General features: G+C 49.7%; 27 protein-coding genes and 1 pseudogene. 18 read left to right on the plus strand and 10 right to left on the minus strand.

Annotated elements, in window-relative coordinates; all coding sequences use genetic code 11:
* Positions 1-87 precede the first annotated feature (87 nt).
* The 4 genes from DLD99_RS05925 (at position 88) to serS (ending at position 2,907) form a co-directional block, all read left to right on the plus strand.
* Complete coding sequence (locus tag DLD99_RS05925) at positions 88-423, plus strand: hypothetical protein (protein WP_114881577.1); 336 nt, start codon at positions 88-90, stop codon at positions 421-423.
* Positions 424-598: 175 nt separating this feature from the next.
* Positions 599-967, plus strand: a complete 369-nt coding sequence (locus DLD99_RS05930) for a DUF6957 family protein (RefSeq protein WP_114881578.1) — start codon at positions 599-601, stop codon at positions 965-967.
* Positions 968-1,072: 105 nt separating this feature from the next.
* The gene (locus DLD99_RS05935) at positions 1,073-1,504 is read left to right on the plus strand and encodes a DUF6957 family protein (RefSeq protein ID WP_114881579.1); all 432 of its coding nucleotides are present in this window, start codon (positions 1,073-1,075) and stop codon (positions 1,502-1,504) included.
* A 113-nt stretch (positions 1,505-1,617) separates the two neighbouring features.
* The gene (gene serS / locus DLD99_RS05940) at positions 1,618-2,907 is read left to right on the plus strand and encodes a serine--tRNA ligase (protein ID WP_114881580.1); all 1,290 of its coding nucleotides are present in this window, start codon (positions 1,618-1,620) and stop codon (positions 2,905-2,907) included.
* Between the two features lie 348 nt (positions 2,908-3,255).
* Here the strand turns inward: serS and DLD99_RS05950 are convergent, their stop codons facing one another.
* From DLD99_RS05950 to DLD99_RS05955, 3 genes are read right to left on the minus strand one after another with little or no spacing between them, the layout of a single operon-like run.
* Positions 3,256-3,672, minus strand: a complete 417-nt coding sequence (locus DLD99_RS05950) for a hypothetical protein (protein WP_114881582.1) — start codon at positions 3,670-3,672, stop codon at positions 3,256-3,258.
* A gap of 42 nt (positions 3,673-3,714) precedes the next feature.
* Positions 3,715-4,005 carry a hypothetical protein gene (locus DLD99_RS29040; protein WP_162803457.1) on the minus strand — a complete coding sequence of 97 codons (291 nt, stop codon included), beginning with the start codon at positions 4,003-4,005 and terminating at the stop codon, positions 3,715-3,717.
* A 15-nt stretch (positions 4,006-4,020) separates the two neighbouring features.
* Positions 4,021-4,887 (minus strand): hypothetical protein, encoded by an 867-nt coding sequence (locus DLD99_RS05955; protein WP_114881583.1) that lies wholly within the window; start codon positions 4,885-4,887, stop codon positions 4,021-4,023.
* 472 nt (positions 4,888-5,359) lie between these two features.
* Here DLD99_RS05955 and DLD99_RS05960 point away from each other — a divergent pair, with 472 nt between their 5' ends.
* On the plus strand, positions 5,360-5,707 hold the full coding sequence (locus DLD99_RS05960; protein WP_167443760.1) for a hypothetical protein: 348 nt from the start codon (positions 5,360-5,362) through the stop codon (positions 5,705-5,707).
* Positions 5,708-6,079: 372 nt separating this feature from the next.
* Entirely contained in the window at positions 6,080-6,658 is a 579-nt protein-coding gene (locus DLD99_RS05965) for a hypothetical protein (RefSeq protein ID WP_114881584.1), read from the plus strand.
* Between the two features lie 50 nt (positions 6,659-6,708).
* Here DLD99_RS05965 and DLD99_RS29045 read toward each other — a convergent pair whose 3' ends face one another.
* The 4 genes from DLD99_RS29045 to DLD99_RS05980 all read right to left on the minus strand — a co-directional run bounded on the left by DLD99_RS29045 (position 6,709) and on the right by DLD99_RS05980 (position 9,094).
* Positions 6,709-6,891, minus strand: a complete 183-nt coding sequence (locus DLD99_RS29045; protein ID WP_162803458.1) for a hypothetical protein — start codon at positions 6,889-6,891, stop codon at positions 6,709-6,711.
* Between the two features lie 38 nt (positions 6,892-6,929).
* Positions 6,930-7,148, minus strand: a complete 219-nt coding sequence (locus DLD99_RS05970) for a hypothetical protein (RefSeq protein ID WP_114881585.1) — start codon at positions 7,146-7,148, stop codon at positions 6,930-6,932.
* 247 nt (positions 7,149-7,395) lie between these two features.
* The gene (umuC, locus tag DLD99_RS05975) at positions 7,396-8,676 is read right to left on the minus strand and encodes a translesion error-prone DNA polymerase V subunit UmuC (protein ID WP_114881586.1); all 1,281 of its coding nucleotides are present in this window, start codon (positions 8,674-8,676) and stop codon (positions 7,396-7,398) included.
* Positions 8,663-9,094, minus strand: coding sequence for a LexA family protein (locus tag DLD99_RS05980; RefSeq protein WP_114881587.1), 432 nt, complete (start codon positions 9,092-9,094; stop codon positions 8,663-8,665). Before DLD99_RS05980 ends, umuC begins: the two co-directional genes overlap by 14 nt.
* Before the next feature lie 101 nt (positions 9,095-9,195).
* On the opposite strand from DLD99_RS05980, the gene DLD99_RS05985 reads away from it, so the two are divergent.
* The 8 genes and pseudogenes from DLD99_RS05985 to DLD99_RS29610 all read left to right on the plus strand — a co-directional run bounded on the left by DLD99_RS05985 (position 9,196) and on the right by DLD99_RS29610 (position 16,080).
* A complete protein-coding gene (locus DLD99_RS05985; RefSeq protein WP_114886606.1) occupies positions 9,196-9,906 on the plus strand; it encodes an SOS response-associated peptidase family protein in 711 nt (236 codons plus the stop codon).
* A 178-nt stretch (positions 9,907-10,084) separates the two neighbouring features.
* Positions 10,085-10,450, plus strand: a complete 366-nt coding sequence (locus DLD99_RS05990; RefSeq protein WP_114881588.1) for a histone-like nucleoid-structuring protein, MvaT/MvaU family — start codon at positions 10,085-10,087, stop codon at positions 10,448-10,450.
* A gap of 556 nt (positions 10,451-11,006) precedes the next feature.
* A complete protein-coding gene (locus DLD99_RS05995) occupies positions 11,007-11,789 on the plus strand; it encodes a transporter substrate-binding domain-containing protein (protein ID WP_114881589.1) in 783 nt (260 codons plus the stop codon).
* Between the two features lie 53 nt (positions 11,790-11,842).
* Positions 11,843-12,571, plus strand: coding sequence for an ABC transporter permease (locus DLD99_RS06000; protein WP_114881590.1), 729 nt, complete (start codon positions 11,843-11,845; stop codon positions 12,569-12,571).
* Positions 12,568-13,278 (plus strand): ABC transporter permease, encoded by a 711-nt coding sequence (locus DLD99_RS06005; protein ID WP_114881591.1) that lies wholly within the window; start codon positions 12,568-12,570, stop codon positions 13,276-13,278. Before DLD99_RS06000 ends, DLD99_RS06005 begins: the two co-directional genes overlap by 4 nt.
* 18 nt (positions 13,279-13,296) lie before the next feature.
* Complete coding sequence (locus DLD99_RS06010) at positions 13,297-14,124, plus strand: ABC transporter ATP-binding protein (protein ID WP_114881592.1); 828 nt, start codon at positions 13,297-13,299, stop codon at positions 14,122-14,124.
* A 72-nt stretch (positions 14,125-14,196) separates the two neighbouring features.
* A pseudogene (locus tag DLD99_RS29605) lies at positions 14,197-15,171 on the plus strand (cache domain-containing protein); the annotation flags it as partial.
* A gap of 150 nt (positions 15,172-15,321) precedes the next feature.
* Positions 15,322-16,080 carry a methyl-accepting chemotaxis protein gene (locus DLD99_RS29610; RefSeq protein ID WP_425273013.1) on the plus strand — a complete coding sequence of 253 codons (759 nt, stop codon included), beginning with the start codon at positions 15,322-15,324 and terminating at the stop codon, positions 16,078-16,080.
* 36 nt (positions 16,081-16,116) lie between these two features.
* Here DLD99_RS29610 and DLD99_RS06020 read toward each other — a convergent pair whose 3' ends face one another.
* The gene (locus DLD99_RS06020) at positions 16,117-16,995 is read right to left on the minus strand and encodes a LysR family transcriptional regulator (protein WP_114881594.1); all 879 of its coding nucleotides are present in this window, start codon (positions 16,993-16,995) and stop codon (positions 16,117-16,119) included.
* A gap of 107 nt (positions 16,996-17,102) precedes the next feature.
* Between DLD99_RS06020 and DLD99_RS06025 the strand changes: the two genes are divergently transcribed.
* Positions 17,103-17,513 (plus strand): DoxX family protein, encoded by a 411-nt coding sequence (locus DLD99_RS06025; RefSeq protein ID WP_114881595.1) that lies wholly within the window; start codon positions 17,103-17,105, stop codon positions 17,511-17,513.
* 267 nt (positions 17,514-17,780) lie between these two features.
* Here DLD99_RS06025 and ptsJ read toward each other — a convergent pair whose 3' ends face one another.
* Positions 17,781-19,094, minus strand: coding sequence for a MocR-like B6 salvage transcription factor PtsJ (ptsJ, locus tag DLD99_RS06030; RefSeq protein WP_114881596.1), 1,314 nt, complete (start codon positions 19,092-19,094; stop codon positions 17,781-17,783).
* A 325-nt stretch (positions 19,095-19,419) separates the two neighbouring features.
* Here ptsJ and DLD99_RS06035 point away from each other — a divergent pair, with 325 nt between their 5' ends.
* Positions 19,420-20,313: a dihydrodipicolinate synthase family protein gene (locus DLD99_RS06035; RefSeq protein WP_114881597.1), complete on the plus strand. Its 894-nt coding sequence runs from the start codon at positions 19,420-19,422 to the stop codon at positions 20,311-20,313.
* A 124-nt stretch (positions 20,314-20,437) separates the two neighbouring features.
* On the opposite strand, the gene DLD99_RS06040 is transcribed toward DLD99_RS06035, so the two are convergent.
* Positions 20,438-20,926 (minus strand): DinB family protein, encoded by a 489-nt coding sequence (locus DLD99_RS06040; RefSeq protein WP_114881598.1) that lies wholly within the window; start codon positions 20,924-20,926, stop codon positions 20,438-20,440.
* 295 nt (positions 20,927-21,221) lie between these two features.
* On the opposite strand from DLD99_RS06040, the gene DLD99_RS06045 reads away from it, so the two are divergent.
* Both DLD99_RS06045 and DLD99_RS06050 read left to right on the plus strand, forming a co-directional pair.
* The gene (locus tag DLD99_RS06045; RefSeq protein ID WP_114881599.1) at positions 21,222-21,659 is read left to right on the plus strand and encodes an Lrp/AsnC family transcriptional regulator; all 438 of its coding nucleotides are present in this window, start codon (positions 21,222-21,224) and stop codon (positions 21,657-21,659) included.
* A gap of 128 nt (positions 21,660-21,787) precedes the next feature.
* Positions 21,788-22,837: a homoserine dehydrogenase gene (locus DLD99_RS06050; protein WP_114881600.1), complete on the plus strand. Its 1,050-nt coding sequence runs from the start codon at positions 21,788-21,790 to the stop codon at positions 22,835-22,837.

The following is a 22,837-nucleotide window of genomic DNA, read 5'->3' on the forward strand; positions in this document are numbered from 1 at the left end:
TGCTGATGCAGATATTCCTGGAGAACAAATCCGATTCATTCCGGATTTCACGACTGAAACCTGATCTACTCGAGGAATAACGCGGGGATGTACTGGATAAAAACTTATGGAGCCAAGCTGTCCGATCTGACCTTTTACAGATACCCGACAGTTATCGAAAACGCACGTCACGCCGTTACTGATTCAGATGTTGTGGGGTATCTGTTGTGCGCCGTGGAGAGCCTTCCGAAAATCACTGGTTTGCTTTTTTACGATCCAGCAAGAAAGCACCCGGACGGTTTACCGCTGCATGCGCTCCCAGTTGTGGAGCGCAGCCATCGCTCAGGGTACGACGTGTTCACGACAATAGATGGCGGGGCCCTTGTCGTTGCTCATTGGTGGCATGAAAACGGCGCTTTAGACCGGTTAGACCTAGTCCATTGATTCAGCTAGAGGGGCCCATTTTCACCAGTAAACAGGCTGAAGCTTGTGCAAGTGGTTTCGCCACAATGCGTTATTGATGCTTGGCAAATTGGGTTGAGTGGCCAAATTAGTGGGTGTCGGTTTCGCGCCAAATATGAGATGGAGGTAGCCGTTTGATAGCGAATTTATCGAGCTTTTGCACGGTGGTGGTGAAGCCATCAATGGCTTTGCTAAAGAGCTTTCGGAAGCGGAGGTTGAAGCACTTCTGAATTTTCCCGACAAGCCGTTCTGCATTCTTAATGGATGGCGAATAATCGAATTAGACGTCGATGAAAGTTACAGGGCCTCGCTGTTAAGTGATGAACTTACCCCGTATGTGCTGTACGCCAAAGAGGTGATTATTTATAGCACTGGCAAACGAAGGAGAGAGGACTGGGTGCGTAGCACTTTTCAGCGTTCGCTGAAACTGGGCTATCTGTTTGAAACGAGCAATACCGTCTACGTCTTGCTTGGGCGCGGTGTCCGCAAAAAAGGCAGTGCCCGAGCGGTCATGGCGATTGGTTGATAGTCACGGCGATTCAGGTTTACCAAGAGTATGTGTGCGTAGGTAGTTCCTTTTTTTACTGCTGGGAAGCGGTACTGCGCATCACCAAAAAATAAGTGGGATAGTGTGGAATTAGAATTGTTGTCAGATTTGTTCTATGGCCCTGCGTGCGTTTTAAATGGTGCAAAGCTCGATGACGACGAGTTGATTCGAGCATCGCACGAAGCTTTCACCGGGCGCCCTTTTTGCGTCGTACGGCATTGGATGTTGTTGGATGTCATGCTCCCAACGTCCCAAGAGCAAGAGGTCAAAATGCAGGGCCTGAAGCCGTGCGTGTTGTATGCCCAGGCGACCGTATATGACAGTCTGGGTGAACTCAAGCGGGACGACAGTCTCTTGAGTGATTATGAGCGCGACTTCGACAGCTGTATTTTTGAAAGCAAAGATGTGGTGTACATCCTCGGTGGCCGAGGGGCTCGAAAGCATGTGAGCTTTCCCGCTCTTCAAGCGCTGAGCGCATTCGGGAATGCTGGTAGGGGGGCGTATCTTCGCTCCTGATGCTTTCATTTTCGCACCGATATCCTTATCGGTCTTACTTAAGCCATCTTTCAGTTTGCTTGGCGTATCCACGATTGAGTTGCAAAGCTACCTACCCGCTGAGAGAAACCGATATGCTCGATCCCCAGCTGTTACGTAGCAACCTTCAGGACGTGGCGGATCGCCTAGTGCCCCGTGGCTTTGCCCTGGATGTTGCGCGCATCGAAGCGCTGGAAGAACAACGCAAGACCGTCCAGATCCGCACCGAAGCACTGCAGGCTGAGCGTAACGCGATTTCCAAGAGCATTGGTCAGGCCAAGCAACGCGGCGAAGACATCGCACCTCTGATGGCCAATGTCGAGAGCACGGGCGGCCAACTGAGCGAGAACAAGGCTGCATTGGACGAGATCCAGACTGAGTTGGAAGCGATCCTTCTGGGCATTCCCAACCTGCCGAATGAGTCCGTGCCGGTCGGCGAACACGAAGACGGGAGTGTCGAAGTGCGCCGCTGGGGTACTCCACGAATCTTTGATTTTGAGATCAAAGATCACGCCGCGCTTGGCGGGAAGTCCGGTTGGGTGGACTTTGAAACCGCCGCCAAGTTGTCCGGCGCGCGCTTCAGTCTGCTGCGCGGCCCGATTGCCTGTCTGCACCGCGCCCTGGCGCAGTTCATGATCAACCTACACACCAGCGAGCACGGCTACGAAGAGGCCTACACCCCATACATGATGCGGGCCCCTGCGCTGCAAAGCACCGGTCAACTGCCGACGTTCGAGGAAGATCTGTTCAAGATCGCCTGTGAAGGTCAGGACGATCTTTACCTGATCCCTACGTCCGAAGTCCCGTTGACCAACCTGGCGGCAGGGCGGATTCTCGATGCGGAACAGCTGCCCCTCAAGTTTGTTGCCCATACCCCGAGCTTTAGCAGCGAAGCCGGCGCTTCGGGGCGTGACACCCGTGCCATGCTCCGCCTGTACCAGTTCGACATGGTCGAACTGGTACAGATCGTCGAGCCGTCTAACTCGATGGGGGTGCTGGAAGACTTAACCGCCAACGCCGAGAAAGTCCTGCAACTGCTAGGCCTGCCTTATCGAATTCTGGCGCTGTGCACCGGTGACCTACCTTTCAGCGCGGTCAAGACTCACGACCTGGAAGTGTGGATTCCGAGCCAGGAAAACTACCGCAAAGTTTCCTCATGCTCTAACTGCGGCGATTTTCAGGCCCGCCGCATGCAGGCACGTTTCCGTAACCCAGAAACTGGCAAGCCGGAACTTGTGCACACTCTAAACGGCTCTGCTTTGGCGGTCGGTCGTACGTTGGTAGCAGTAATGGAAAACTACCAGCAGGCCGACGGTTCGATCCGCGTACCGGATGTACTGAAGCAGTACATGGGTGGCATGGACATCATTAGTTGTGGGCGTTGAATTTTCCTCCGCCAGATCCAGAGGTCGACAAGGTGGCCGCTGCGCAGCAGATTGCTGGTGCGGCAAGGCGGGTCTTAACGTGTTGAGTAAGCACAATGGTGAAGGCAAAAAACCTGCTTTTGAGGCAGGTTTGCATGCTTTTTACGTCGAGCGTGGATGGTTCAGAATCAAGTCGCTTACGTGTTCTCTGCTGAGGTTGCTGACTCATTCAGGTGACTCACCAAGGCCTCGCGTAGCGTTTCAAGAGCGTCCTGCAGACGCCGCTTCTCTCGCGGGTCATCTCCTGCTGGCTCGAAGCTCTCGCAATGCCTGATCAACGCCTCACAGTCGTTTGCATTCAAATCAAACTCAATCATTTTGAATCCGCTCCCGGTGCGCTTTGAGTTGTTCCATCTCCCGTACCCATAGTCGTAAAAAGCGTCGCCAGTCACTTGCGTAGCTTCCTTGGGGTAAGCGGGTAGAAAGCACGCTAGCGGCTTCAAATCTTGCGTGCCAAGGTTGGGGGATGTGCTGATCCAGGACGATCACAAAAGAATGGCCGTCAGTGCCTCCGATATGGGTCTCTGGAACGGCTTCACGAAGCTCATCGATCGACAAAGCGCCGGAGTGGCCAATAGGGTTTTCCAGATCTTCCCGGTCAATTTCAGCCAGTGTGGCCAAAACTGCTTTGGCTTCTGCTGCGCCAGGTTGCAGAACTTCCAGATCCCACAGCGCTTCTCTACGGTTTCGCTCGCGCAGCCAAAGGGCTTTTAGATCAGTATCCATTCACATTTCCTTACCTTGTATCGACCTTTATCACTGGGACAATCAGGTGGCAGGCTTCTGAGGATCGGTTTCGATCGACTTTTTGACCTCCGCTGCCATTTCGGGTTTTAGCGGCATCCGGAGGGCCTTGCTGTTTTTTGTTACAACACAGTAAACCGATTTGGCTGGCCAATCTTTGAGTTCAGTTTTGATCAGCTTTTCTGGACAAAGCAGTAGCACATCACCGAAAGAAAAGAGTGGAAATGCGGAGGCTAGAGGATATTTGCGCACCGTCTCCACAGTTCCCCAAACCTCAGGATCGAGATCCTCTTTCGCATAATTTTCGGTCAGCAAAAACTTTGCTGCGGTCTAGTCGCGGACGTTCATCATCGAAGACGCCGTGTACACAATGGTCAGAGGGCCTCCTGGTGAAGCCCCAATGATGATGACTAAGATTACGAATGCTGCTGCCAGACACTGCGAAACCCGTTTGAAAAGATCGGTTTTGCTGTCATAGAAAACGACGACAGGGATCAATGTCATACTGGCGAAAAGAATGGATATGAGATTCAGCTTGATTAAGGCTTCGGGCGTATCCTCACCGGAGTAAGATTTAAGGATGAGGCTGACAGGTAGTACGGTTGATAGGACAGTGCTGATCAGAATGCATGCCAACATGACCAAAAAAACGACACGTGTTGCCTGGTTTTTTAATTTTCCAGGTGAGTCCGTCGTTGCACAACGGTTTATTGCCTTTCTGAACGTCGGGTTTTTCTGCAATGCCAGAATTGTCAAAATGCCATATGCAACTACCCAGATCAGCTTATAGCTATCGGTGATTTCTATACCTCTAAATATCGTGACCATCAGCACTGCGATTCCGAGCAGTACCGGTAAAAGAAGCAGTTTCATCACGTCAACTTGGAGGTCTGGGCTTTTGTTGAAAAGTGATACTGAGAGCCCGAATAGTACACTCGTCGTCATGAGTACCAAGAAATAGGCCGCTACCAAGAATGCGATTACTGCGAGCCAAAGTAGCAGTGCTGATTTAGCTTCAATCGCTGAAGCCATCAAATCTGGACGACCGATCGCTGTCGTATAGGCCGATATCGTATAAAACCCCAAAATGGTACCGAGACCACCCAAGATCACACTGATTGGTGCCCAATAGGTGAAAATCCGTTTGATGTTTTTCTTCAATGCCGCTTGGAAGGTCAAAGGCCTCTTGAAGGTCATGAATAGGTTCCTTGCAAGGATTTAAATGAGGGGCATTCGAGCCGCGAGGCTTCGCAGGAGTGATCGAGATAGCAAAACCGAAAGCGTGACGGGCGATGTATCGCCCGGCGCCTATTTTGCTTGATGAAAATTTATTTTTTTTCGCCCCTTGAAAATTTTTTTGTGCGACGGATCTTTGTATTTGAGGACAACAGTAAAGCAGCGATCTCGGCGGCTCTCCGTTCACCGTTCTTCCTGGACAACCTATGTGGTTTTTCGCTGTTGCTGCGCTCTTGCTTCTGGCTTTTTCTTGCGACTTTTTCTGGCTGACGCAGGTGTATGGCTGCCTTACAGGCACAGCAAAATCGTCCCTTAGCGGCTGAAAGCCGTTGCTAACCCGTTTGATTTCAAATTCACGGTCTTTTTTTTGAAAAAAATACTCGTGTCGGACAACTTTGTGCGTGTCAGTCCGCAGATCAACTGGAGAGAGCAGATGGAAGACGAGATTGAGTCTCAGGTTTGGCGCACGGCGCAGCAGGCATGTAGCAAGGTGTCGTTTGCGCGACTGCTTGAAGAGACGGTCGCCAGTTTCAAGAGAGTTCCTGGCCTTGATCCTATCGTGCGGCTGCACGCGTCACGGATCGGCGCTGAGAGCATCAAAGTGCTACGTGATGCTCTGAAGCGTCTTGATATCGACGCTGGCCCAACTGAAAGTTACGTCGAGCTTAGATCTCGTCTGAGAATGCACTTACGCGATCATCTGCAATCGCACCTGATGAAGATCGGCTTTGCTCCTGACGCGATGAAAGCTGATCAGTTGGATCGAGATTTGGGGCTGTAAAGGGGCGGGGAGAGCCCAATAGCAGAGCCTTAGTCACCTTCTGATAAGGGGGATTCCGACAGTGTGGTAAACGGCAAAGAGCTGCTAGTGCCTCAGTCCGATTTTTCGCAAAAAAATGCCGTTAACTGATGCTTAAGTAGCCTACTAGTGTCGATTTCGTGGCTTATGGTTGCGTGAATCAGCTGCCGGTAGCAGCGTCTGGAGGTGTTCAAAACTGGCTGCTTTCGGCCATAAGCGGACATTCGACTAGGGGTGAGTTCTGCTAAGGTATGGGCAATGAAATTCATGGTTGGTGACTCGCTACCTTCCAGTTTCGACTACGCTTCCGTTTAAAGGTGCTCGTACCTCCTCAATGATTTGGATGTAGGGTTCATGACAGAAGTACGCATAGCTGAAACATCAAGAACTTGGGAAGAACACGTATTAAAGCGAATTTTTGAAGCTAAACAACTAGGTCTGCTGGGAGCTGATGATATCGTTGATATCGGCTTGGGAATCATTATTTTTCCTGAGGAAGTAGATGGATCATCGATTTCATTGGCAACACCTAGCACCTCAGTCAACGATCTTTTAGCTGTTCAGAAAAGCCGCAATGGTAAGTGGGTCGAGCGCATCGATTGTCTAGATATATCTGTCGAACTTATTAAAAGATTAAGCTTAAGGCTGAACAACGTATTTATTTTCTGTGAAGCAGGCTTTATGAAAGTAGGTGACAAAGCCCTTAGCTGTTTTGGATATTTTTTGATAGACGACATCCCTATATTATTTTTAGACGTACTCGAAAATGAGTCTATCGATATTGCTCGCACCCTAAGGGCTGGGCGCTCGCTGAGGATAGTGGGTGTCGTGAAGGATGAAGTTTCTAAAGCAAAGGAGTTTCTTGGAAATACTATGCTTTTTCTGTGCGATGCTTTGGACGGTGACTCATTGATTATTTGTCCGGCGAGGTAGATACCGCCGTTCAGCTAATTCAGCTAATTCAGCTAATTCAGCTGCACCTATCAAAAAGCCGTGATCGGCTGCGGAAGGTGCTTGAAGAAAGTCGGCTCAGCATTCGGGCTCGCCGCCAATTGTCCGGCAAGGAGAGCGACATTCAGTTTGAGCGCAGCGGGTGAATGGCTGGTTCTGGCCGACAGCGGTAGCTTGCCGATGTCCGCTTGTGGCCGGTAGCGGTCATTTGCCAACGTCTGTTTCTGACCGATTGCTGCCCGCAAAGGCGATATTAGGATTGCCGTATCCGCATAATCGCATCTGTAATCGCTTTTGCATTTGTGTCTAAGGTCTCCATAGCCATCACAGCGTTATCTGCAACCACTGCCGCGCCACTGGCTGCAAGCCAAACGGCGACCTCCTCGATTGCCGCCGCCAGTGCATGCTGGTTGTGCAGGAGCAATGTCAGGGCGTCAGCAGTGGCAATATTAGAAACTGAGTTATTTGGCATGCGATCCATCCTGGCAATGAGGGTTCGCAAAGACTAGCTCATGCGGCAGCAGCAGAGGGCTTAGGTACTGAAGGCTTAAAATTGCTACGCCGCGCAGATGATTTGAGACTTTAGCCAATGAGTTGGGGGGGGAGGCGGGGCTACTGCGTCAAATCCATCATCGGAGCCAACCAGTGGCCGCTTTCGGCTGTAAACAGCCATTCACAATGTCCTTTACGTCGGACGCTTGTTCGCTTCTGCCTGCCTGCTATCCAGCCTTCACCGTCCACAGTTGATCAATCTTGGTCGTATAACTCTGGCTCATTAGGTCTCGACGCATCGCCCATTCAGGCGCCGCAGGTACGCTAGCTAACCGGACAACTCCCTTTCCCCAGCGGTTATTGATCTCATCTAGAACACTCATGACCTTGTCTGCCATCGCGGGTTGAGAGTGCGCGAACAGATCATCGGTGAACTCACCTGGCTGCCGTAGATCCATCAGCAGAACCTCCGCCTTGCTGTACTTGAAGCCTGGTCGGAAGAGGCGATTGACCGCTTCGGTCGCAGCCTTGGTCATGAGTCGAACGTCGTTTGTGGGGTAGGGGAGTTCGACGAGTGCGCCGTTCGCGTACTTCGCTTCTTCGGGATTGAACATGCCTGTCCTGATACTCACGCGGATCTTCTTGCACAGTGAGTTTTGCGCTCGGAGCTTTTCCGCCGCGCGTTGGGTGTAGGTAGCGACCGCTTCCTTGATCGGCTCGATGTGTGTGAGACGGTTGCCGAACATCCTGCTGCAGCAAATCTCCTGCTTCGGTGGCTCAGCTTCCCCCAGTTCCAAACATGGCGTACCGGCTAGCTCCCGAGCCGTTTTCTCAATCACCACGCTGAATTTCTGTCGAAGCATCCATGGGTCGGCTTTCGCCATGTCCATCGCCGTCTTGATCCCCATCGTTTCCAGGTGTGCCTTCATGCGACGCCCGACGCCCCAAACCTCGCCGACGTCGGTGTTGCGCAACGTCCAGTCTCGCTTGAACGGATCGCACAGATCCACCACGCCTCCGGTGATGTCCAGCAGCCGTTTGGCTGTATGGTTGGCGAGTTTGGCCAGCGTCTTCGTGCGTGCAATCCCTACCCCGACTGGAATACCTGTACGCTTGAAAAGGGTGGAGCGCATGTGTCGGCCAAACGCGGACACATCTCCAAGCATGCCAGTCAAATCGGCAAATGCCTCATCGATGCTGTAGACCTCAAGTGCCGGCACCATCGATTCGATGATAGTCATGACGCGCTCGCTCATGTCGCCGTACAGAGCGTAATTGCTGCTGAACGCCACGACTCCATGCTGGCGTAGATGGTCTTTGATCTGGAAATACGGCTGGCCCATTTTCACGAAAGGCTTAGCGTCATAGCTACGCGCGATTACGCAGCCGTCGTTGTTGGACAGCACTACAATGGGCGTCTTCGCCAGGTCGGGCCTGAAGACCCGCTCGCAGCTTGCGTAAAACGAGTTGCAGTCGATCAGGGCGAAGACAGGCTCACGTGTTGTCATGATCGCGCACGCTGTATTTTACAACGCCCCAGATCACAAGCTCATCGCCTTCCATGACATGTCTCGCCGGATATATTGGATTCTCTGACACAAGCACAACGGCGTTCTCTCGCAGAAGCAGGCGTTTGCAGAAGGGATCAGAGTTGAGCGCCGCGATGACGATATCCCCACTCACTGCATCGATGCTTCGATCAACAACTACCAGATCCCCTGAGAAGATCCCGGCGCCCTGCATGCTATCTCCGTCAATTCTCACCAGGTACACGTGTGGCGCGCGGATATCGAACAGCTCATCGAGGGAAATGTGTTTTTCGATGTGGTCAGCTGCAGGGGAGGGAAAGCCTGCCGGAACTCTTGCTGAATAGAGGGGTAGCTTCCTGCCGCCAGACGCGAGTGGGCCGAGGATGGTGATACTCATGATGCAAGCCTTGAGAGGTGGTTGACTGTACGTATATACAGTTAACGATTCAGTTCGCTTGCGGTCAATCTCTTAGGTACGACAATTCGACGGGTGACACCATGTGCGGACGCTACTCGATCTACGAACCCATGGATCACTACCTCAAGGAGCTTGCGCCAAAGCAGCTGGTGATCAATGGCTATGACCTTTGGCCCGTTGAGCGGTACAACGTGGCACCGTCGACTCGGGTAGAAATAATTCGGCCCGTTCGAGAGGGCTTGAGTGTGGATAAGATCAAATGGGGATGGGCGCCTTTCTGGGCGAAGGGGAAGCGTCCTGACCCTATCAATGCCAGAGTCGAGACGGTCATCACCGGCAAGTTTTTCAATCGGCTGTGGCCAAACGGACGCGTGCTTGCTCCGGCGAACGGCTGGTTCGAATGGGTCAAGGACGAAGAAGATCCGAAGAAAAAGCAGCCATATTTTATAACTCTGAAAGAGCAAATTCCGATGTTCTTCGCAGGGTTGGCTGAGGTGCACGAAGGCCTGGAGCCGGATGATAGAGACGGTTTCGTGATCATCATCGCCGCCAGCGATCAAGGAATGGTAGATATCCATGATCGGAAACCGCTGGTTTTGGCTCCTGAGCACGCCCGCGAATGGGTCGATCCCGGCACCTCACCTAAACGTGCTCGCGAATTAGCACTGGAGCACTGCAGGCCCGCTACAGACTTCCATTGGTACAAGGTTGCGAAGGATGTGGGGAATGTTCGTAATCAGGGCTCGCATCTGGTTCAGCCACTCTCGCTGGCGTCCGATGCTGACGACTGACTAAAACCGAGAGTCGACAGTATTTGTCGGGGGAACGACGTGCTCTTCAAAATTATTTGGAATTATGGCTGAGCCATAATTATTTCTAATTCATAATTTGCCCTAGCCCGGTCACGAAGCGGGCACAAAATGCAGAACTGCAATACACTCTTAGTTACCTACCTAATCGAGACCTGTCATGTCAAAACTTGCGGAATTTCGCCAACTCGAAAAACACCTTGCCGAACAGCTCCAGGCTCTGGAAGCCCTCAAGGGTGACGCAGGCCTCAAGAAAGAAATTGAGTTTGAAACCAAACTGCGCGATTTGCTCGCAACGTATGGCTACAGTCTTAAGGACGTGATCAACCTGCTAGATCCACAAGCAGGTCGTCGCGCTCCAGCGGTTGAGTCCAAAGCCGGTAGTCGCAAGCCTCGCCAGGTGAAGGTCTATAAAAACCCGCACACTGGGGAAGTTGTTGAAACTAAAGGCGGCAACCATAAGACGTTGAAAGATTGGAAGGCAGAACATGGCTCCGCGACCGTTGAGTCTTGGCTGACCAGCTAAGTTTGGTTTGATTGCAAAAAAGGCCCAAACGGCCTTTTTTTATTGGCTGCGTTATCAGCTCTAAAGATTGAGACTGCAGTTGGCGAAAAAGGAGACTGTGCAGACTCGCCAGAAATAAAGAACCTCAAACTACACAATAGTACAGCGGTCGAGTGATACTACTTGGTAACATCCTTAAATTAGCTGGGGAAAACCGTAGGAAAGTGGTTGAAGATGTCTTTGCTCGACATTTTAATTATAAAAAACCTTCTGTATGGAAATATACCTCGGTCTCGCACAGGGCGGGGGGCGAAACTTGTGATATGGGTTCATCTGAGCTTATTGCTAGCATTTACGAGCAATAAGCTCATCATGTTGAGCTTATTGCCATCTTGAACAGGCTGCGTGAAGGCGTAGCATGGAAACTGCGAGCAAGAGCTGGATCGGCTTAGCTAAGGCTACTTTGAAAAAATAGACGCCCTATAGCTTGCTTAGTGCTTGCATTAACTCAGTGTTATGAAAGTGAAAAAAACAGCAGCATGCCCTTAATTTAATTACAATACCTAGGGACAACTCCATGATCGCGCTTCGTAAGCTCACTGCTTTGGCAGTGCTACCCCTCTGTGTCAGCTTTGTTCAAGCAAAAGAATATAAAGAAATCCGTTTTGGTGTGGACGCAAACTACGCACCGTTTGAGTCGAAGGCTCCTGATGGAAGCCTTGTTGGGTTTGATATTGATTTAGGTAACGCCATTTGCGCAGAGTTGAAAGCTGAGTGTAAGTGGGTAGAAAGCGATTTTGATGGACTTATTCCTGGTCTGCGTGCTAACAAGTTTGATGGTATTTTGTCTTCTATGACAGTAACGCCCGTACGAAAAAAAGCCGTAGACTTTACCAATGAATTGTTCTCGGGGCCAACGTCATACGTTTATAAGAAAGGCTCGGGGCTTAGTGCTAATGTAGAGTCGCTGAAAGGAAAAAGTGTTGGCTTCTTTCAGGGCAGCATCCAGGAAGGTTATGCAAAAGCGGTGTTGAAAAAGGCGGGCGTGAAAGTGCAGTCCTACCAGAACCAGAACCAAGTGTATTATGACTTGGTTTCTGGTCGCCTAGATGCCTCTATTCAAGACTCACTTCAAGCCAAAGCTGGCTTCTTAAACTCACCGCAAGGTGCAGATTATGAAATGAGTGAACAGGTGGACAGCGAACTACTGCCTTCCATTACAGCTATTGCGGTAGCGAAGGGGAATGATGACCTCAAGGATCAATTGAACTCCGCCATTAAGACCATCCATGAAAATGGGACTTATGATCGACTGCAGTCGAAATATTTTGGTGATTTGAACCTTTATAGCGGTAAGTGACTGGTTGCGCCTACTTCGGGTAGGCGCTTCATCTCATCAAGAGTCTGTTGATCATGATTGAAAACGTTTTGGAAGCTACGGGCTTATCTGCGCTCAGCTTTTATGGCTTCGGGCCGCTTTTGTTGAAAGGCACTTGGATGACCTTACAACTCTCCCTACTGTCCCTAGTAGTGAGTGTTGTGCTGGGCCTGGTTGGTGCTAGTGCAAAACTTTCACCACTACGGGTGCTCAGATTGCCCGCACAGTTGTACACCACGCTCATTCGTGGGGTACCTGATCTGGTGCTCATGCTGCTGATCTTTTACAGCTTGCAGACCTGGCTTACTGAACTTACTAAATATATTGGGTGGGACTATGTAGAAATAGATCCCTTTGCAGCTGGGGTGATAACCCTGGGTTTTATATACGGAGCTTATTTTACTGAGACGTTTCGTGGTGCATTGCTGGCTGTACCTAAGGGGCAAGCAGAAGCAGCTATTGCGTACGGCTTAGGGCGATCACAGCGTTTTTTCCTAATTAGTTTTCCACTGATGATGCGTTTCGCGCTGCCTGGGATAGGTAATAATTGGTTGGTGCTATTGAAAGCGACCGCTCTCGTTTCAATCATTGGACTTGCAGATCTTGTGAAAGCTGCGCAGGACGCCGGAAAAAGTACATTTCAGCTTTTCTTTTTCCTTGTTCTGGCAGGTCTAGTCTATTTGTTTATTACAACGGTTTCCAACTGCATATTGCGTAGACTTTCACGTAAGTATTCAGCCGGTTCACGCGAGGCTCTGCAATGATCGATTTAGTGCAAGAGTATTGGAAGTCATTCTTGTACACGGATGGAGCAGGGATAACTGGCCTAGCGATGACGCTATGGCTATTGACCGCATCAATTATCCTGGGGTTTATTGGGGCGATCCCGCTAGCCATTGCCCGAGTTTCGATACATGTGTATCTGCGTTGGCCAGTTCAATTTTACACTTATCTATTCAGGGGCACACCACTCTATATTCAGCTTTTGATTTGCTATACTGGAATCTACAGTATTGCAGCAGTTCGCTCTCAGCCAGTCCTGGATACTTTTTTCAGAGATGCAATGAATTGCACGATTCTTGCGTTTGCATTAAATACATGTGCCTATACAACGGAGATATTTGCAGGAGCGATCAGGAATATACCTTACGGCGAGGTGGAGGCGGCCAAGGCGTATGGCCTGAGTGGGTGGAGGATGTATATGTTTGTTGTCATCCCATCAGCACTGAGGCGGGCACTCCCTTATTACAGCAACGAAGTCATTCTGATGCTTCACTCCACGTCAGTAGCCTTTACTGCAACGATACCAGATATTTTGAAAGTGGCACGTGATGCAAACTCGGAAACCTTTTTGACTTTTCAAGCGTTCGGTTTAGCTGCGCTCATTTATCTTGCCGTTTCATTTGCACTTGTTGGCTTTTTTCGACTCGCTGAGCGACGCTGGTTGTCGTTCTTGGGCCCGGCCCATTGACTTATAGGATTTTTGAGCATGACCAGTTTAATAACCTCAAACAGCATCGAACAAACTCAACGCATCAACCTGGGATCAGAATATGTTTATAAGCTGACTGTTGATAATCTTCACAAAAGCTACGGCGATCACAAAGTCCTTAAAGGCGTTTCCCTGAAGGCAAATAAGGGGGATGTCGTCAGCCTGATAGGCTCAAGTGGGTCTGGCAAAAGCACATTTTTACGGTGCATCAATTTCTTGGAGACACCTACTGATGGTGCAATGACACTTGATGGCCGTGAAATCAGAATGGTTAAAGATAAGCATGGGCTACGCATAGCTGAGGCAAGTGAGTTGCAGCGTCTGCGGACTCGGTTGGCGATGGTATTTCAACATTTCAATTTGTGGAGTCACTTGAGCGTTTTGGACAATATAACGTTGGCTCCTCAGCGTGTATTAGGTGTGAAAAAAGCTGTCGCAGAAAAGGTTGCTCGCCAATATCTGGACAAAGTTGGTCTTCCAGCAAGGGTTGCAGAGCAATACCCTGGATTTCTTTCGGGAGGTCAGCAACAGCGGGTGGCGATCGCTCGGGCCTTGGCAATGGAGCCGGAGATACTGCTTTTCGACGAACCTACATCAGCCCTGGATCCAGAGCTCGTAGGTGAGGTGCTGAAGGTGCTTCAGACGCTCGCAGAGGAGGGGAGAACGATGCTCATGGTGACTCATGAAATGGCCTTTGCCAGACAAGTCTCTAGCCAAGTACTGTTTCTTCATCAAGGACTGGTTGAGGAGCAAGGCAGCGCCGATATTTTGTCCAATCCGCGCAGTGAGCGCTTGAAGCAGTTTCTCTCGACTGGGTTGAAATAAGTACAATCTATTCGCATTCAGGCCAATCGATTATTTCGGTTGGCTTTTTTTTGGGCGATAAGGTAGTCGTCAATGAAATTAAAATTTTCCCACAAAATTATATTGTCCGCCGCTTTGGTGGTGATTGCCGCTTTTACCAGTTTTTCTATTTACAATGATAGCTTGCAGAGGGTTGCGCTGTATCGAAGCATCGAAACTCAGCTGTCAGGCCTCAGTAACTCAACAGCTAATGGCATTAGCCTATGGATGTCCGGAAGGTTACTTCTGATTGATAGCTTGAAAGAATTGCTAGCTGCCCCGGCGAGCCCGGAAGCTCTAAGCGCTGTGTTAGATCAATCTGTCTTGAAATCTGTTTTTGCATTTACTTACATTGGTGGAGTGGACGGGTCATTTTTTATACGACCTCAAGATCAAATGCCCGATGATTATGATCCGAGATCCAGACCCTGGTTTAAGGTTGCAGCTGACAAGCAACAAACTATTCTGACTGAGCCTTATCGTGACGACACTAATGGAAAGCTAATGCTTACCATAGCAGCTCCGGTTATTAATGGTGCTGATCTTCAAAGCGTTGTAGCGGGAGATTTGACGCTCGATACAGTGGAGAAAATTATAAGCTCAGTGGATCTCAAGGGAGTGGGCTACGCATTTTTGGTCGATTCAGATGGGAAAATACTGGTTCATCCTAATCGTGAATTACTCATGAAGGATTTTGTTTCTGAGTATTCTAGTGACCGGAGAGGTTTCAATGGTGATCTCATTGAGGTTCAGCGGTTGGGGAAAAGTGAGTTAGTGATGTTCTCTCCCATTGAAGGCTTACCGGCGGTGAAATGGTATGTCGGCTTAGCGCTGGATAAAGACAAAGCCCTCCACGAGTTGACTGGTTTTCGGGTTGCAGCTTTCTTCGCTACGTCAGGCACTGTAGTAGTGACCATAGTGCTGTTGGGTGTGTTGATCTATTGGCTAATGCGCCCGTTGCGGTGTATCAGCGAGGCGATGAAAGACATAGCGCAGGGAGATGGAGACTTAACGAAACGTCTGAATGTAAAATCGCAGGATGAGTTCGGTTTGTTGGCTCAGGACTTCAATATTTTTGTTAAGCGGATATATGATTCGATCTGTGAGGTGTCATCTGCTACTGAGCAAGTATTTGCAGAGGTGAAACACGTGACAAAATCTTCTGCAGACTCTTTGTCGATGTCTGGCGAGCAAGCTCAGCGGACAGATAGTGTAGCTACAGCTATTCACGAATTGGGGGCGGCTGCCCAAGAGATTGCCCGTAACGCAGGTGGTGCTTCAATGCAAGCGGCTGAGGCACGTGGTCAGTCCCATGAAGGAGGAATAGTTGTTGTTGATACTATCTCGAAGATGAATGAGCTTTCTGAAAATCTTCGTCATGCTTCCAGCAGCGTTGAATCATTGAGCGAGAAAACCGTCACCATTGGGCGAATTTTAGAAGTAATCAGAGGAATCTCGGAGCAAACTAATCTGTTAGCGCTTAACGCTGCAATCGAGGCTGCACGAGCTGGAGAGGCTGGACGAGGTTTTGCAGTAGTGGCTGATGAGGTTCGCAGCCTGGCTTACCGAACTCAGGCTTCCACCCAAGAGATTCACGAGATGATCGAGGTGCTTCAAACGGGAGCTCGTGAGGCGGTCAATCGGATGAATACGGGTGAGCTACTCAGCGAGCAAGGCATGGCTGTGGCTAATGAAGCTGGGGTTTATCTCAATATTATCAATCACCACGTGGGCGATATTGATGGAATGAATATGGCAGTCGCAACTGCGACTGAAGAGCAGTCTTCTGTTATTGAGTCCCTAAACAAAGATATAGCCCAGATTAATGGTTTAAATGCAGAAAGCGTAAAAAATCTTCAGTTAACATTGAGTGCCTGCACGAGTCTGGAATCTCAAGCTGTGCGCCTCAAGGAGTTGGTCGGATCATTTCGGACATAATCCATTAAATTGAAAGTACTGGCCAAGTCGTATTCTCTAAAAAGAGTGTTGGCGTAGTTCATCACTAACAAATGAAATGAATTCGCGTACTCTAGCGGTATGACGGAGATCTTTATGGGTCAGAATCCATAGGCCGGTTTTAAATTGATCCAGGGCTCGCGATGCCAGCCGGGTTAGTCCGATGGTATTATCTCCTAAATAGCAGGGTAGGGGAACTATTCCCATCCCTGCAATGGCAGCTTGCCTCAAAGAAATCAATGAGTTTGCCTTAAAGACTATTGAATTGGCAGGTATCGCTGATTGAATCCATTTTGTAATCGCCATTTGGCTGAAAGTGGAGTCAGGTGAAATCCAGCTATTGAAATCAAGAGGATCTGTTCCCGCAATTTTTTTTGCTATTTCATCAGAGGCATACAAAGCGAAACGGACATCAGCAAGATGCCTTCCAATTAGAGATTCACTAGGGTTGTCTCCAGTTCTTATTGCTACATCTGCGTGCCGTTGAGCCAAATCAGTCACAAAATTTCCAGTAGATAATTCAACAACAATTTTCTTGTGTAGCTTGCTGAATCTTTCCAGAATTTCTGGAAGTATGGAGCCCATAATCGTGTCACATGTAGTGATTCGAAGGGTTCCTTCTAGTTTAAGATCTTTTCCCTCAAATCTGAATGCTAGGTTGCTGACTGCTTCTCTCATGATCTCGGCGGTTCTCAGCAATTCTTCTCCTGCTTCAGTTAATGTATAACCAGCTGAAAGCCTATTGAAAATCCGTAGGCCATGCTCATGCTCAAATGTGTTGACTCGTCGCAGTACGGTGGTGTGGTTGACATTAAGTAACCTCGCTGCTGCTGCAAATGATTTATGCTCAGCCACCGCAAGAATCAAGCGAAGGTCATCCCAGTCCCAGTTGTGCATTTGTGCATTCCTATTTAGTAAAAGTGCAGATTGTTCTTGTCCAAATACTTGCCCAGAATGATCGCTAAGCAGGGCGTTGAGTCCTGTGTTCAATAAAAGGAAATCACATGACTGAATTTAAAACTGCTCGCCTTGGTAGCTTCATTCTTTCTTTTACAGCTGGCATAGCACTCATAACCCATTCGCTCTATCTCAAAGTTTTTGTATTCACCATGAGTGGTACAGTTTCATTTTTTGAGTCGATTGGCCTCCCAGGTTTTTTGGCTTGGGTCACTCTGCTTGTCGAGATTGTTACAGGTGTAATGCTTGTCCTCAGAGTGAAGCCTAGTTATGCCGCGTTAGCAGCGATCCCGGTTCTGCTTGGGGCTACATGGGCGCATTCCTCTAATGGCTGGTTGTTTAGCAACACTGGAGGCGGGTGGGAATATCCGCTTTTCTGGACAATGGTGCTGGTGTCGATTGTCTTGTCTGAATGGCAAGCTGGAGAGGCTGCACCGGTGTATCGGGCAGAAGGCTGAATCCGCTGCGATTGTCCAAAGGCCGTCTCGGCATCGCAGTGAGACTCTAGGTTCATATGACTGCAAAAGTCAATATAATGACCATTGGTCAGATGCCTGGACGACCCTTGGAGTCGGCCCGGTTTTGAAGATGGACTTTTTTCTCGACAGGTAGGCGACTTACTTCAAAAGTCGCCTTTGACCTCCATGCAGTGCTTCGTAAACGCTTTCGGCTGCCCACGCTTCGCGCTCAGAATTCTCGCTGAGAGAAACGTAGGTGGGGTCAGGTTATGGTGCTGGCTTGGGCTGTAAGAGTGAGGCCTTAAGATCCGTTGCAAAAGCCTGGGCGAGGTCATCTGGGAGCTTTGACACGGTAACCCTGAGAGCTTGAGGGCAGTCTTGAACCGTAAATGCGCTGCCTAACCGCACCAGCCAGCCGCGTTTGGCTAACTCGTAACCGACGTCTTTGAGATCCCCTTGAATGGGAATCCAGACGTTGAATCCGTCTGAGGACTCAAATGAGCTGATACCTATCCCATCGAGCAGGCGACGGAGATTTGCCCGACGCTCACTGTATTGAAGTCGTACCTGATTTAGGTGGGGGATTGTCCCCTTGTCTATAAGGCATCGAGCAATGATGGTCTGAAGTATGTGGCTCACCCATGTCATACCAGGTGCAAGACGTGTGCGAAGACGTTCAGCAGTGCCGGCATCACAAGCTAGAAATGCTACGCGCAGGTCTGGCCCTAAGGCCTTTGAAAGAGATCGAATTAACGCCCACCGAGTCGACGTCTCGGGAATGACTGAGTAATAAGCGGTTTCTGCCAGCAGCGCAAAGTGATCATCCACAATCACAAATACGTTGGGATAATGAGCAAGAACCTTGCTGATCTCCTTTGCCCTGGAGTTAGAAAGGCTGCATCCGGTAGGGTTGTGGGCTCTTGGGGTGATCAGAACGGCTCTCGCTCCGTCCTTTAATACTGCCTCCAGCGATTCGGGAACTATTCCCTCTTCATCGATTGCCACGCCCACAGCGTGCATACCTGAGAGCCTCAATGCATTGATAGTTCCCAGAAAGCATGGTTGTTCCACGGCGACCTTGTCACCTGAGACAAGGTGAGCAGCTGCCAGTCTCTCAATCGCGTCAACAGCACCATGTGCCAGCTCTAACTCGAATCCTGTCGGGCAGTCCTGTGCCAACCATTCTTTTCCCCAGCGATGCAGTTCTGGCAGAACGGTCTCATCACCATAGAGGAAAGGCCTTGGCCACTTCCCACTTATGTATGTCGAAATGTCAATGAGTGCATCCGGATCGGGATTTCCATCAGCAAGATCAATAAGTGCAGTGTCTTTGCTTAGCCCCTCTTGCTCACCCGCCTGAGGCTGTTCGCAAATGGATGTGCCATATCTGCCTTGTGTCATAGCGATGCCAGCTTTCACAAGGCGTTGGTACGCAGCGGCAACCGTGTTTCGGTTGAGGCTTAGTTCCTCGCCCAGTTCCCGGACGGGTGGTAGGGAGTCTCCTGGCTGAAGCGTTCCAACCTGAACGGCCTCACGGATGCATTCATAAATTTCTGCTGCAGTGCTACCTGTGATCTTCACTTTTGTCCTATGCCAATGTAGGATTTCGATTAGGACAATTCTAGCGTTTCTGCCTACGAGGTTGAAGCACCGATCGAAACATGGCCTGGCAGCTCGGTGTCTAAGGCCGGAAGGAACGTCCCTGCTGGCAGATCGACCAGCCCCGGTTGGCAGGCAGCTACCTTTGATGGACGGAAATTGGGTTATTGGATTGCGGCTTAGATAAGCGGATTTTTTCTAATTTGCGGCAGGACTGATTTGGATTTTCGTAAACCGCCAATACGGCGATACGGATGCGTTCGCGCCAAAGAAAGTGATTTCACATTGAAATTCGGAGGTTGTAGCTATGTTTACCGGACTGAGTGCGTTCCCGTTGACTCCCATGGATGAGCACAAGATTGATGAAGCGGGCTTCGTTCGCTTGGTAACACGTCTTGTGGAGGCTGGTGTGGATTCTATTGGTGCCTTGGGCTCGACAGGCAGCTATGCGTACCTTTCCCGGGCTGAACGGGCGAAGGTAGCCCAGCTCGCTGTGCAGAATGCTGGGAAGATTCCAGTAATGGTGAGTATCGCCGCGCTTCGTACTCGGGACGTTCTGGAATATGCTGAAGACGCACAAAAAGCTGGGGTGAATGGTGTCTTGCTAGCTCCTATGTCTTACCAGCAGCTGAAGGATGAAGAGGTGTATGACCTCTACAAGACTGTTACAGCCAACCTCTCTGTGCCTCTTTGTGTCTATGACAATCCAGGTACCACCAACTTCCATTTCTCTGATGCTCTGCACGGCAGGATTGCGCAACTTCCGAATGTGCGTTCCATTAAAATTCCGGGTGTGCCGGCATCTGTGACCCAGGCCCGAGCTAGAGTTGATCAGCTTCGGGCGCTGATTCCTTCTTACGTCACGATTGGAGTGAGTGGTGATTCCTCTGCGGCCACAGGGCTGAATGCTGGTTGTGAAGCATGGTACTCGGTGATCGGTGGCTTGTTCCCGCGTACAGCTCTTGAGCTGAGTCGGGCTGCTAGAGGTGGGGACAGCGCAGAGGCTATCCGGCTTTCCGAGCGCTTGCAGCCTCTTTGGAGCCTGTTTGCGGAATGTGGCGGAAGCCTACGAGTAGTCGCTGCTGCAGCAGAGTTGCAAGGTCTGGTGAATAGGGCTTGCCTGCCGGCCCCGCTCAAGAGTGCCAGTGGTGTCATTCGCGAGAAGCTTGCCCTGGTAATTAAAGAACTTGAACTCGCCTAAGTGATATTGCGAGTGCTCAGCAGTACTGCTCAGTGCTCGCTGTCACTAGGGAGAAGTAGATCAAATACTCAGTCACTTGTGGTTAATGGGGGGGCGCTACCGTGTAACGCCCAGTCTTTCTTTATTACTGTTCGGCTTTCAAGAATGTAGTGAAGTGGTCGCGCCAACCTTCTGCAGCTGCAAAAGGAAGCAAGCCGCTAACCATCCCGCGATGTAATAATCCATGAGACAAAACATGGGTTAGCATTTGAGATCTGTTCATATCCCCTGTTTTGCCATCTGCAAAAACAAAGGTTAATCTTTTGTCGAGTTCAGTCTCAGTAATATTTTTTGTGTAGTTAATAAACCAGTTATTGGCTTCGGCAAATTTGAACGATAGATCTACTATGCTTTGTGGCTCTTCGGTAGTAGTCGAGCTGCATGGCATGAGTTCTCCTTGCAGTCTGCCAATAAATAATTTATCAACAATATTGATATGTGCCAGATGCCAAAGTGCATCTGGCATATTTGAGCTAGTTGGCGCTTTGGGTGACGCTGCCAAAATTCTGAACAGCTCAGATTCTGACCAAGCTTTGTATTTGAATAGTGAGTGGAAAACACTTGCTGCAGTCATTTTTTTATCCTCCGCTTCATCAAAGTCATACTGGGTTGACCAGCCAGCCTGCGGACAGGGTGGCGATTCGTCGGTCAGTATATTGACTTTTACAGTCGATACCACGAATCTGTGTCAACGTTCGACGACTGCAGCTGCTTGCTCTGATGAAAATGTAGGTCTCGTGCATACGGATGGAGGGACTCATCTTTGCCAGGGTTGCTGGCTAGCTCCTGTCAGGATCGAGGGGGGGCGCCTTGATGTCTGAATCAAAGTCTAAATTTGAATGATTGCTTTGCGCGATCCGGAGGTGGCGATGAAACGCACTTTGGACAAAGTTGATGAAAAGATTCTAGAAGAACTTACTTGGAATTCGCGTTTAGCTCATAACGATATTGCGATGAAAGTTAATCTTTCTAGAAACGCTGTCCGTTTGAGGATCGAACGTTTAGAGCGAGATGGTTATATCAAAGGCTATACCATTGTAAAAGGATCAGCTTTCTCAGAGCATCCTCCAATACGAGCTTTGGTTTTTGTATATCGCCAAGATCGTATGCGGGGAGCAGAGGTTGTACGTTTTGTTGCTGGAATTCCAGAAGTTGTCGCTTGTAATGTCATGAGTGGGGATTTGGATATTGTTCTGACTGTTGAGGCGACTTCTTCTGATCGTATCAATAAGGTGTGGGCTGATATTGCAAGCTTGCCAGGTGTGATGGATACCGTCACCTCTTTTGTTTTGTCCCATACAAAATAAGCGTCGGGCAAATTGACATGGAATACGAGCGTTTTGCCAGTGAAATAAGTCGGTTTGGCATATTTGGTTAAGCAGGGCTGCAGATTACGATTTCCTCCAGTGATTAATAACAAAATGAGGCCGTTACTGTGACTGAATACAAAATTGCTTTGCTGGGTTTCGGTGGTGTGAACCGAGCGCTGGCTCAACTGGTAGCCGAAAAGAATGATGTCTGGGCTCAAGAGCTTGGCTTTACTCTGAAAATCGTAGGTGTCAGCGACATTTTCCTAGGTTCGGTAATTGGAAAAGAAGGCATTGATCCTAAAGCGCTAGTAGCTGTCCCGGCTACAAAGGGAGCGTTCTCCTCTTTGGATAACGGTTGTGCTGAACCCGCCAACGAGACTGTCATTCGATTCACAGGGGCAGATATTGTTGCTGAAGCAACCTTCACAAATCCAGTGGATGGTGAACCTGCCAATACCTTCTGTCGTTGGGCTTTGGAAAAGGGTGTAAGTGTAGTAACGACCAATAAAGGCCCAGTGGCACTGCATTCCGCTGCGTTAAAGAAGCTGGCTGCTAGCACCGGTGCTGCATTCGAATTTGAAGGAGCCGTGATGAGCGGTACTCCCGTGATTCGCATGGCGCAGGAAACCTTGGCTGGTTCGGAAATTACTGGTTTCAAAGGCATCCTTAACGGTACCTCTAACTTTATTTTGAGCAGTATGCAAGCTGGCTTGGACTTCGGTAGCGCTTTGGCGAAGGCCCAGGATCTGGGTTATGCCGAAGCAGATCCTACTGCGGACGTAGAAGGGCATGATGTTCGACTCAAGGTCGTGATCCTTGCTAACGAGCTACTGGGAGCGAAGCTGACTCCTAATGATGTTTGCTGTGAAGGAATCTCGAAGATTACTGCGACCGACGTTGAGAATGCCGCTCGCCAAGATTCCCGTTGGAAACTCATCGGTAGTGCCCAGCGCAGTGCAAGCGGCACCGTAACTGCTTCGGTTAGCCCGCAGCTTCTGCAGAACTCTGATGCGTTGGCCGGGGTAAGTGGTGCAACGAATGCTGTCACTTTCGAAACCAATCTTCTTGGCCCTATCACTGTGGTTGGTGCTGGTGCAGGCCGTATTGAAACCGCCTATGCGCTGCTGTCCGACATTATCAGCATTCACAAGAACAAAACTAAACGGGCGATCTGA

It is taken from the genome of Pseudomonas kribbensis, assembly GCF_003352185.1.
GTDB lineage: Bacteria > Pseudomonadota > Gammaproteobacteria > Pseudomonadales > Pseudomonadaceae > Aquipseudomonas > Aquipseudomonas kribbensis.

Coding starts and splice junctions, on each gene's coding strand:
- DLD99_RS06020 (WP_114881594.1), bottom strand. CDS start 16,995: ATGCACAACTGGGACTGGGATGACCTTCGCTTGATTCTTGCGGTGGCT.
- DLD99_RS05970 (WP_114881585.1), bottom strand. CDS start 7,148: ATGCCAAATAACTCAGTTTCTAATATTGCCACTGCTGACGCCCTGACA.
- DLD99_RS06045 (WP_114881599.1), top strand. CDS start 21,222: ATGAAACGCACTTTGGACAAAGTTGATGAAAAGATTCTAGAAGAACTT.
- DLD99_RS06000 (WP_114881590.1), top strand. CDS start 11,843: ATGATTGAAAACGTTTTGGAAGCTACGGGCTTATCTGCGCTCAGCTTT.
- DLD99_RS05990 (WP_114881588.1), top strand. CDS start 10,085: ATGTCAAAACTTGCGGAATTTCGCCAACTCGAAAAACACCTTGCCGAA.
- DLD99_RS05950 (WP_114881582.1), bottom strand. CDS start 3,672: ATGGATACTGATCTAAAAGCCCTTTGGCTGCGCGAGCGAAACCGTAGA.
- DLD99_RS29610 (WP_425273013.1), top strand. CDS start 15,322: ATGTCTGGCGAGCAAGCTCAGCGGACAGATAGTGTAGCTACAGCTATT.
- DLD99_RS06005 (WP_114881591.1), top strand. CDS start 12,568: ATGATCGATTTAGTGCAAGAGTATTGGAAGTCATTCTTGTACACGGAT.
- DLD99_RS06040 (WP_114881598.1), bottom strand. CDS start 20,926: ATGACTGCAGCAAGTGTTTTCCACTCACTATTCAAATACAAAGCTTGG.
- DLD99_RS05965 (WP_114881584.1), top strand. CDS start 6,080: ATGACAGAAGTACGCATAGCTGAAACATCAAGAACTTGGGAAGAACAC.
- DLD99_RS05960 (WP_167443760.1), top strand. CDS start 5,360: ATGGAAGACGAGATTGAGTCTCAGGTTTGGCGCACGGCGCAGCAGGCA.
- DLD99_RS05955 (WP_114881583.1), bottom strand. CDS start 4,887: ATGACCTTCAAGAGGCCTTTGACCTTCCAAGCGGCATTGAAGAAAAAC.
- DLD99_RS05980 (WP_114881587.1), bottom strand. CDS start 9,094: ATGAGTATCACCATCCTCGGCCCACTCGCGTCTGGCGGCAGGAAGCTA.
- DLD99_RS05995 (WP_114881589.1), top strand. CDS start 11,007: ATGATCGCGCTTCGTAAGCTCACTGCTTTGGCAGTGCTACCCCTCTGT.
- DLD99_RS06025 (WP_114881595.1), top strand. CDS start 17,103: ATGACTGAATTTAAAACTGCTCGCCTTGGTAGCTTCATTCTTTCTTTT.
- serS (WP_114881580.1), top strand. CDS start 1,618: ATGCTCGATCCCCAGCTGTTACGTAGCAACCTTCAGGACGTGGCGGAT.
- DLD99_RS06035 (WP_114881597.1), top strand. CDS start 19,420: ATGTTTACCGGACTGAGTGCGTTCCCGTTGACTCCCATGGATGAGCAC.
- DLD99_RS05985 (WP_114886606.1), top strand. CDS start 9,196: ATGTGCGGACGCTACTCGATCTACGAACCCATGGATCACTACCTCAAG.
- DLD99_RS06010 (WP_114881592.1), top strand. CDS start 13,297: ATGACCAGTTTAATAACCTCAAACAGCATCGAACAAACTCAACGCATC.
- DLD99_RS05925 (WP_114881577.1), top strand. CDS start 88: ATGTACTGGATAAAAACTTATGGAGCCAAGCTGTCCGATCTGACCTTT.
- umuC (WP_114881586.1), bottom strand. CDS start 8,676: ATGACAACACGTGAGCCTGTCTTCGCCCTGATCGACTGCAACTCGTTT.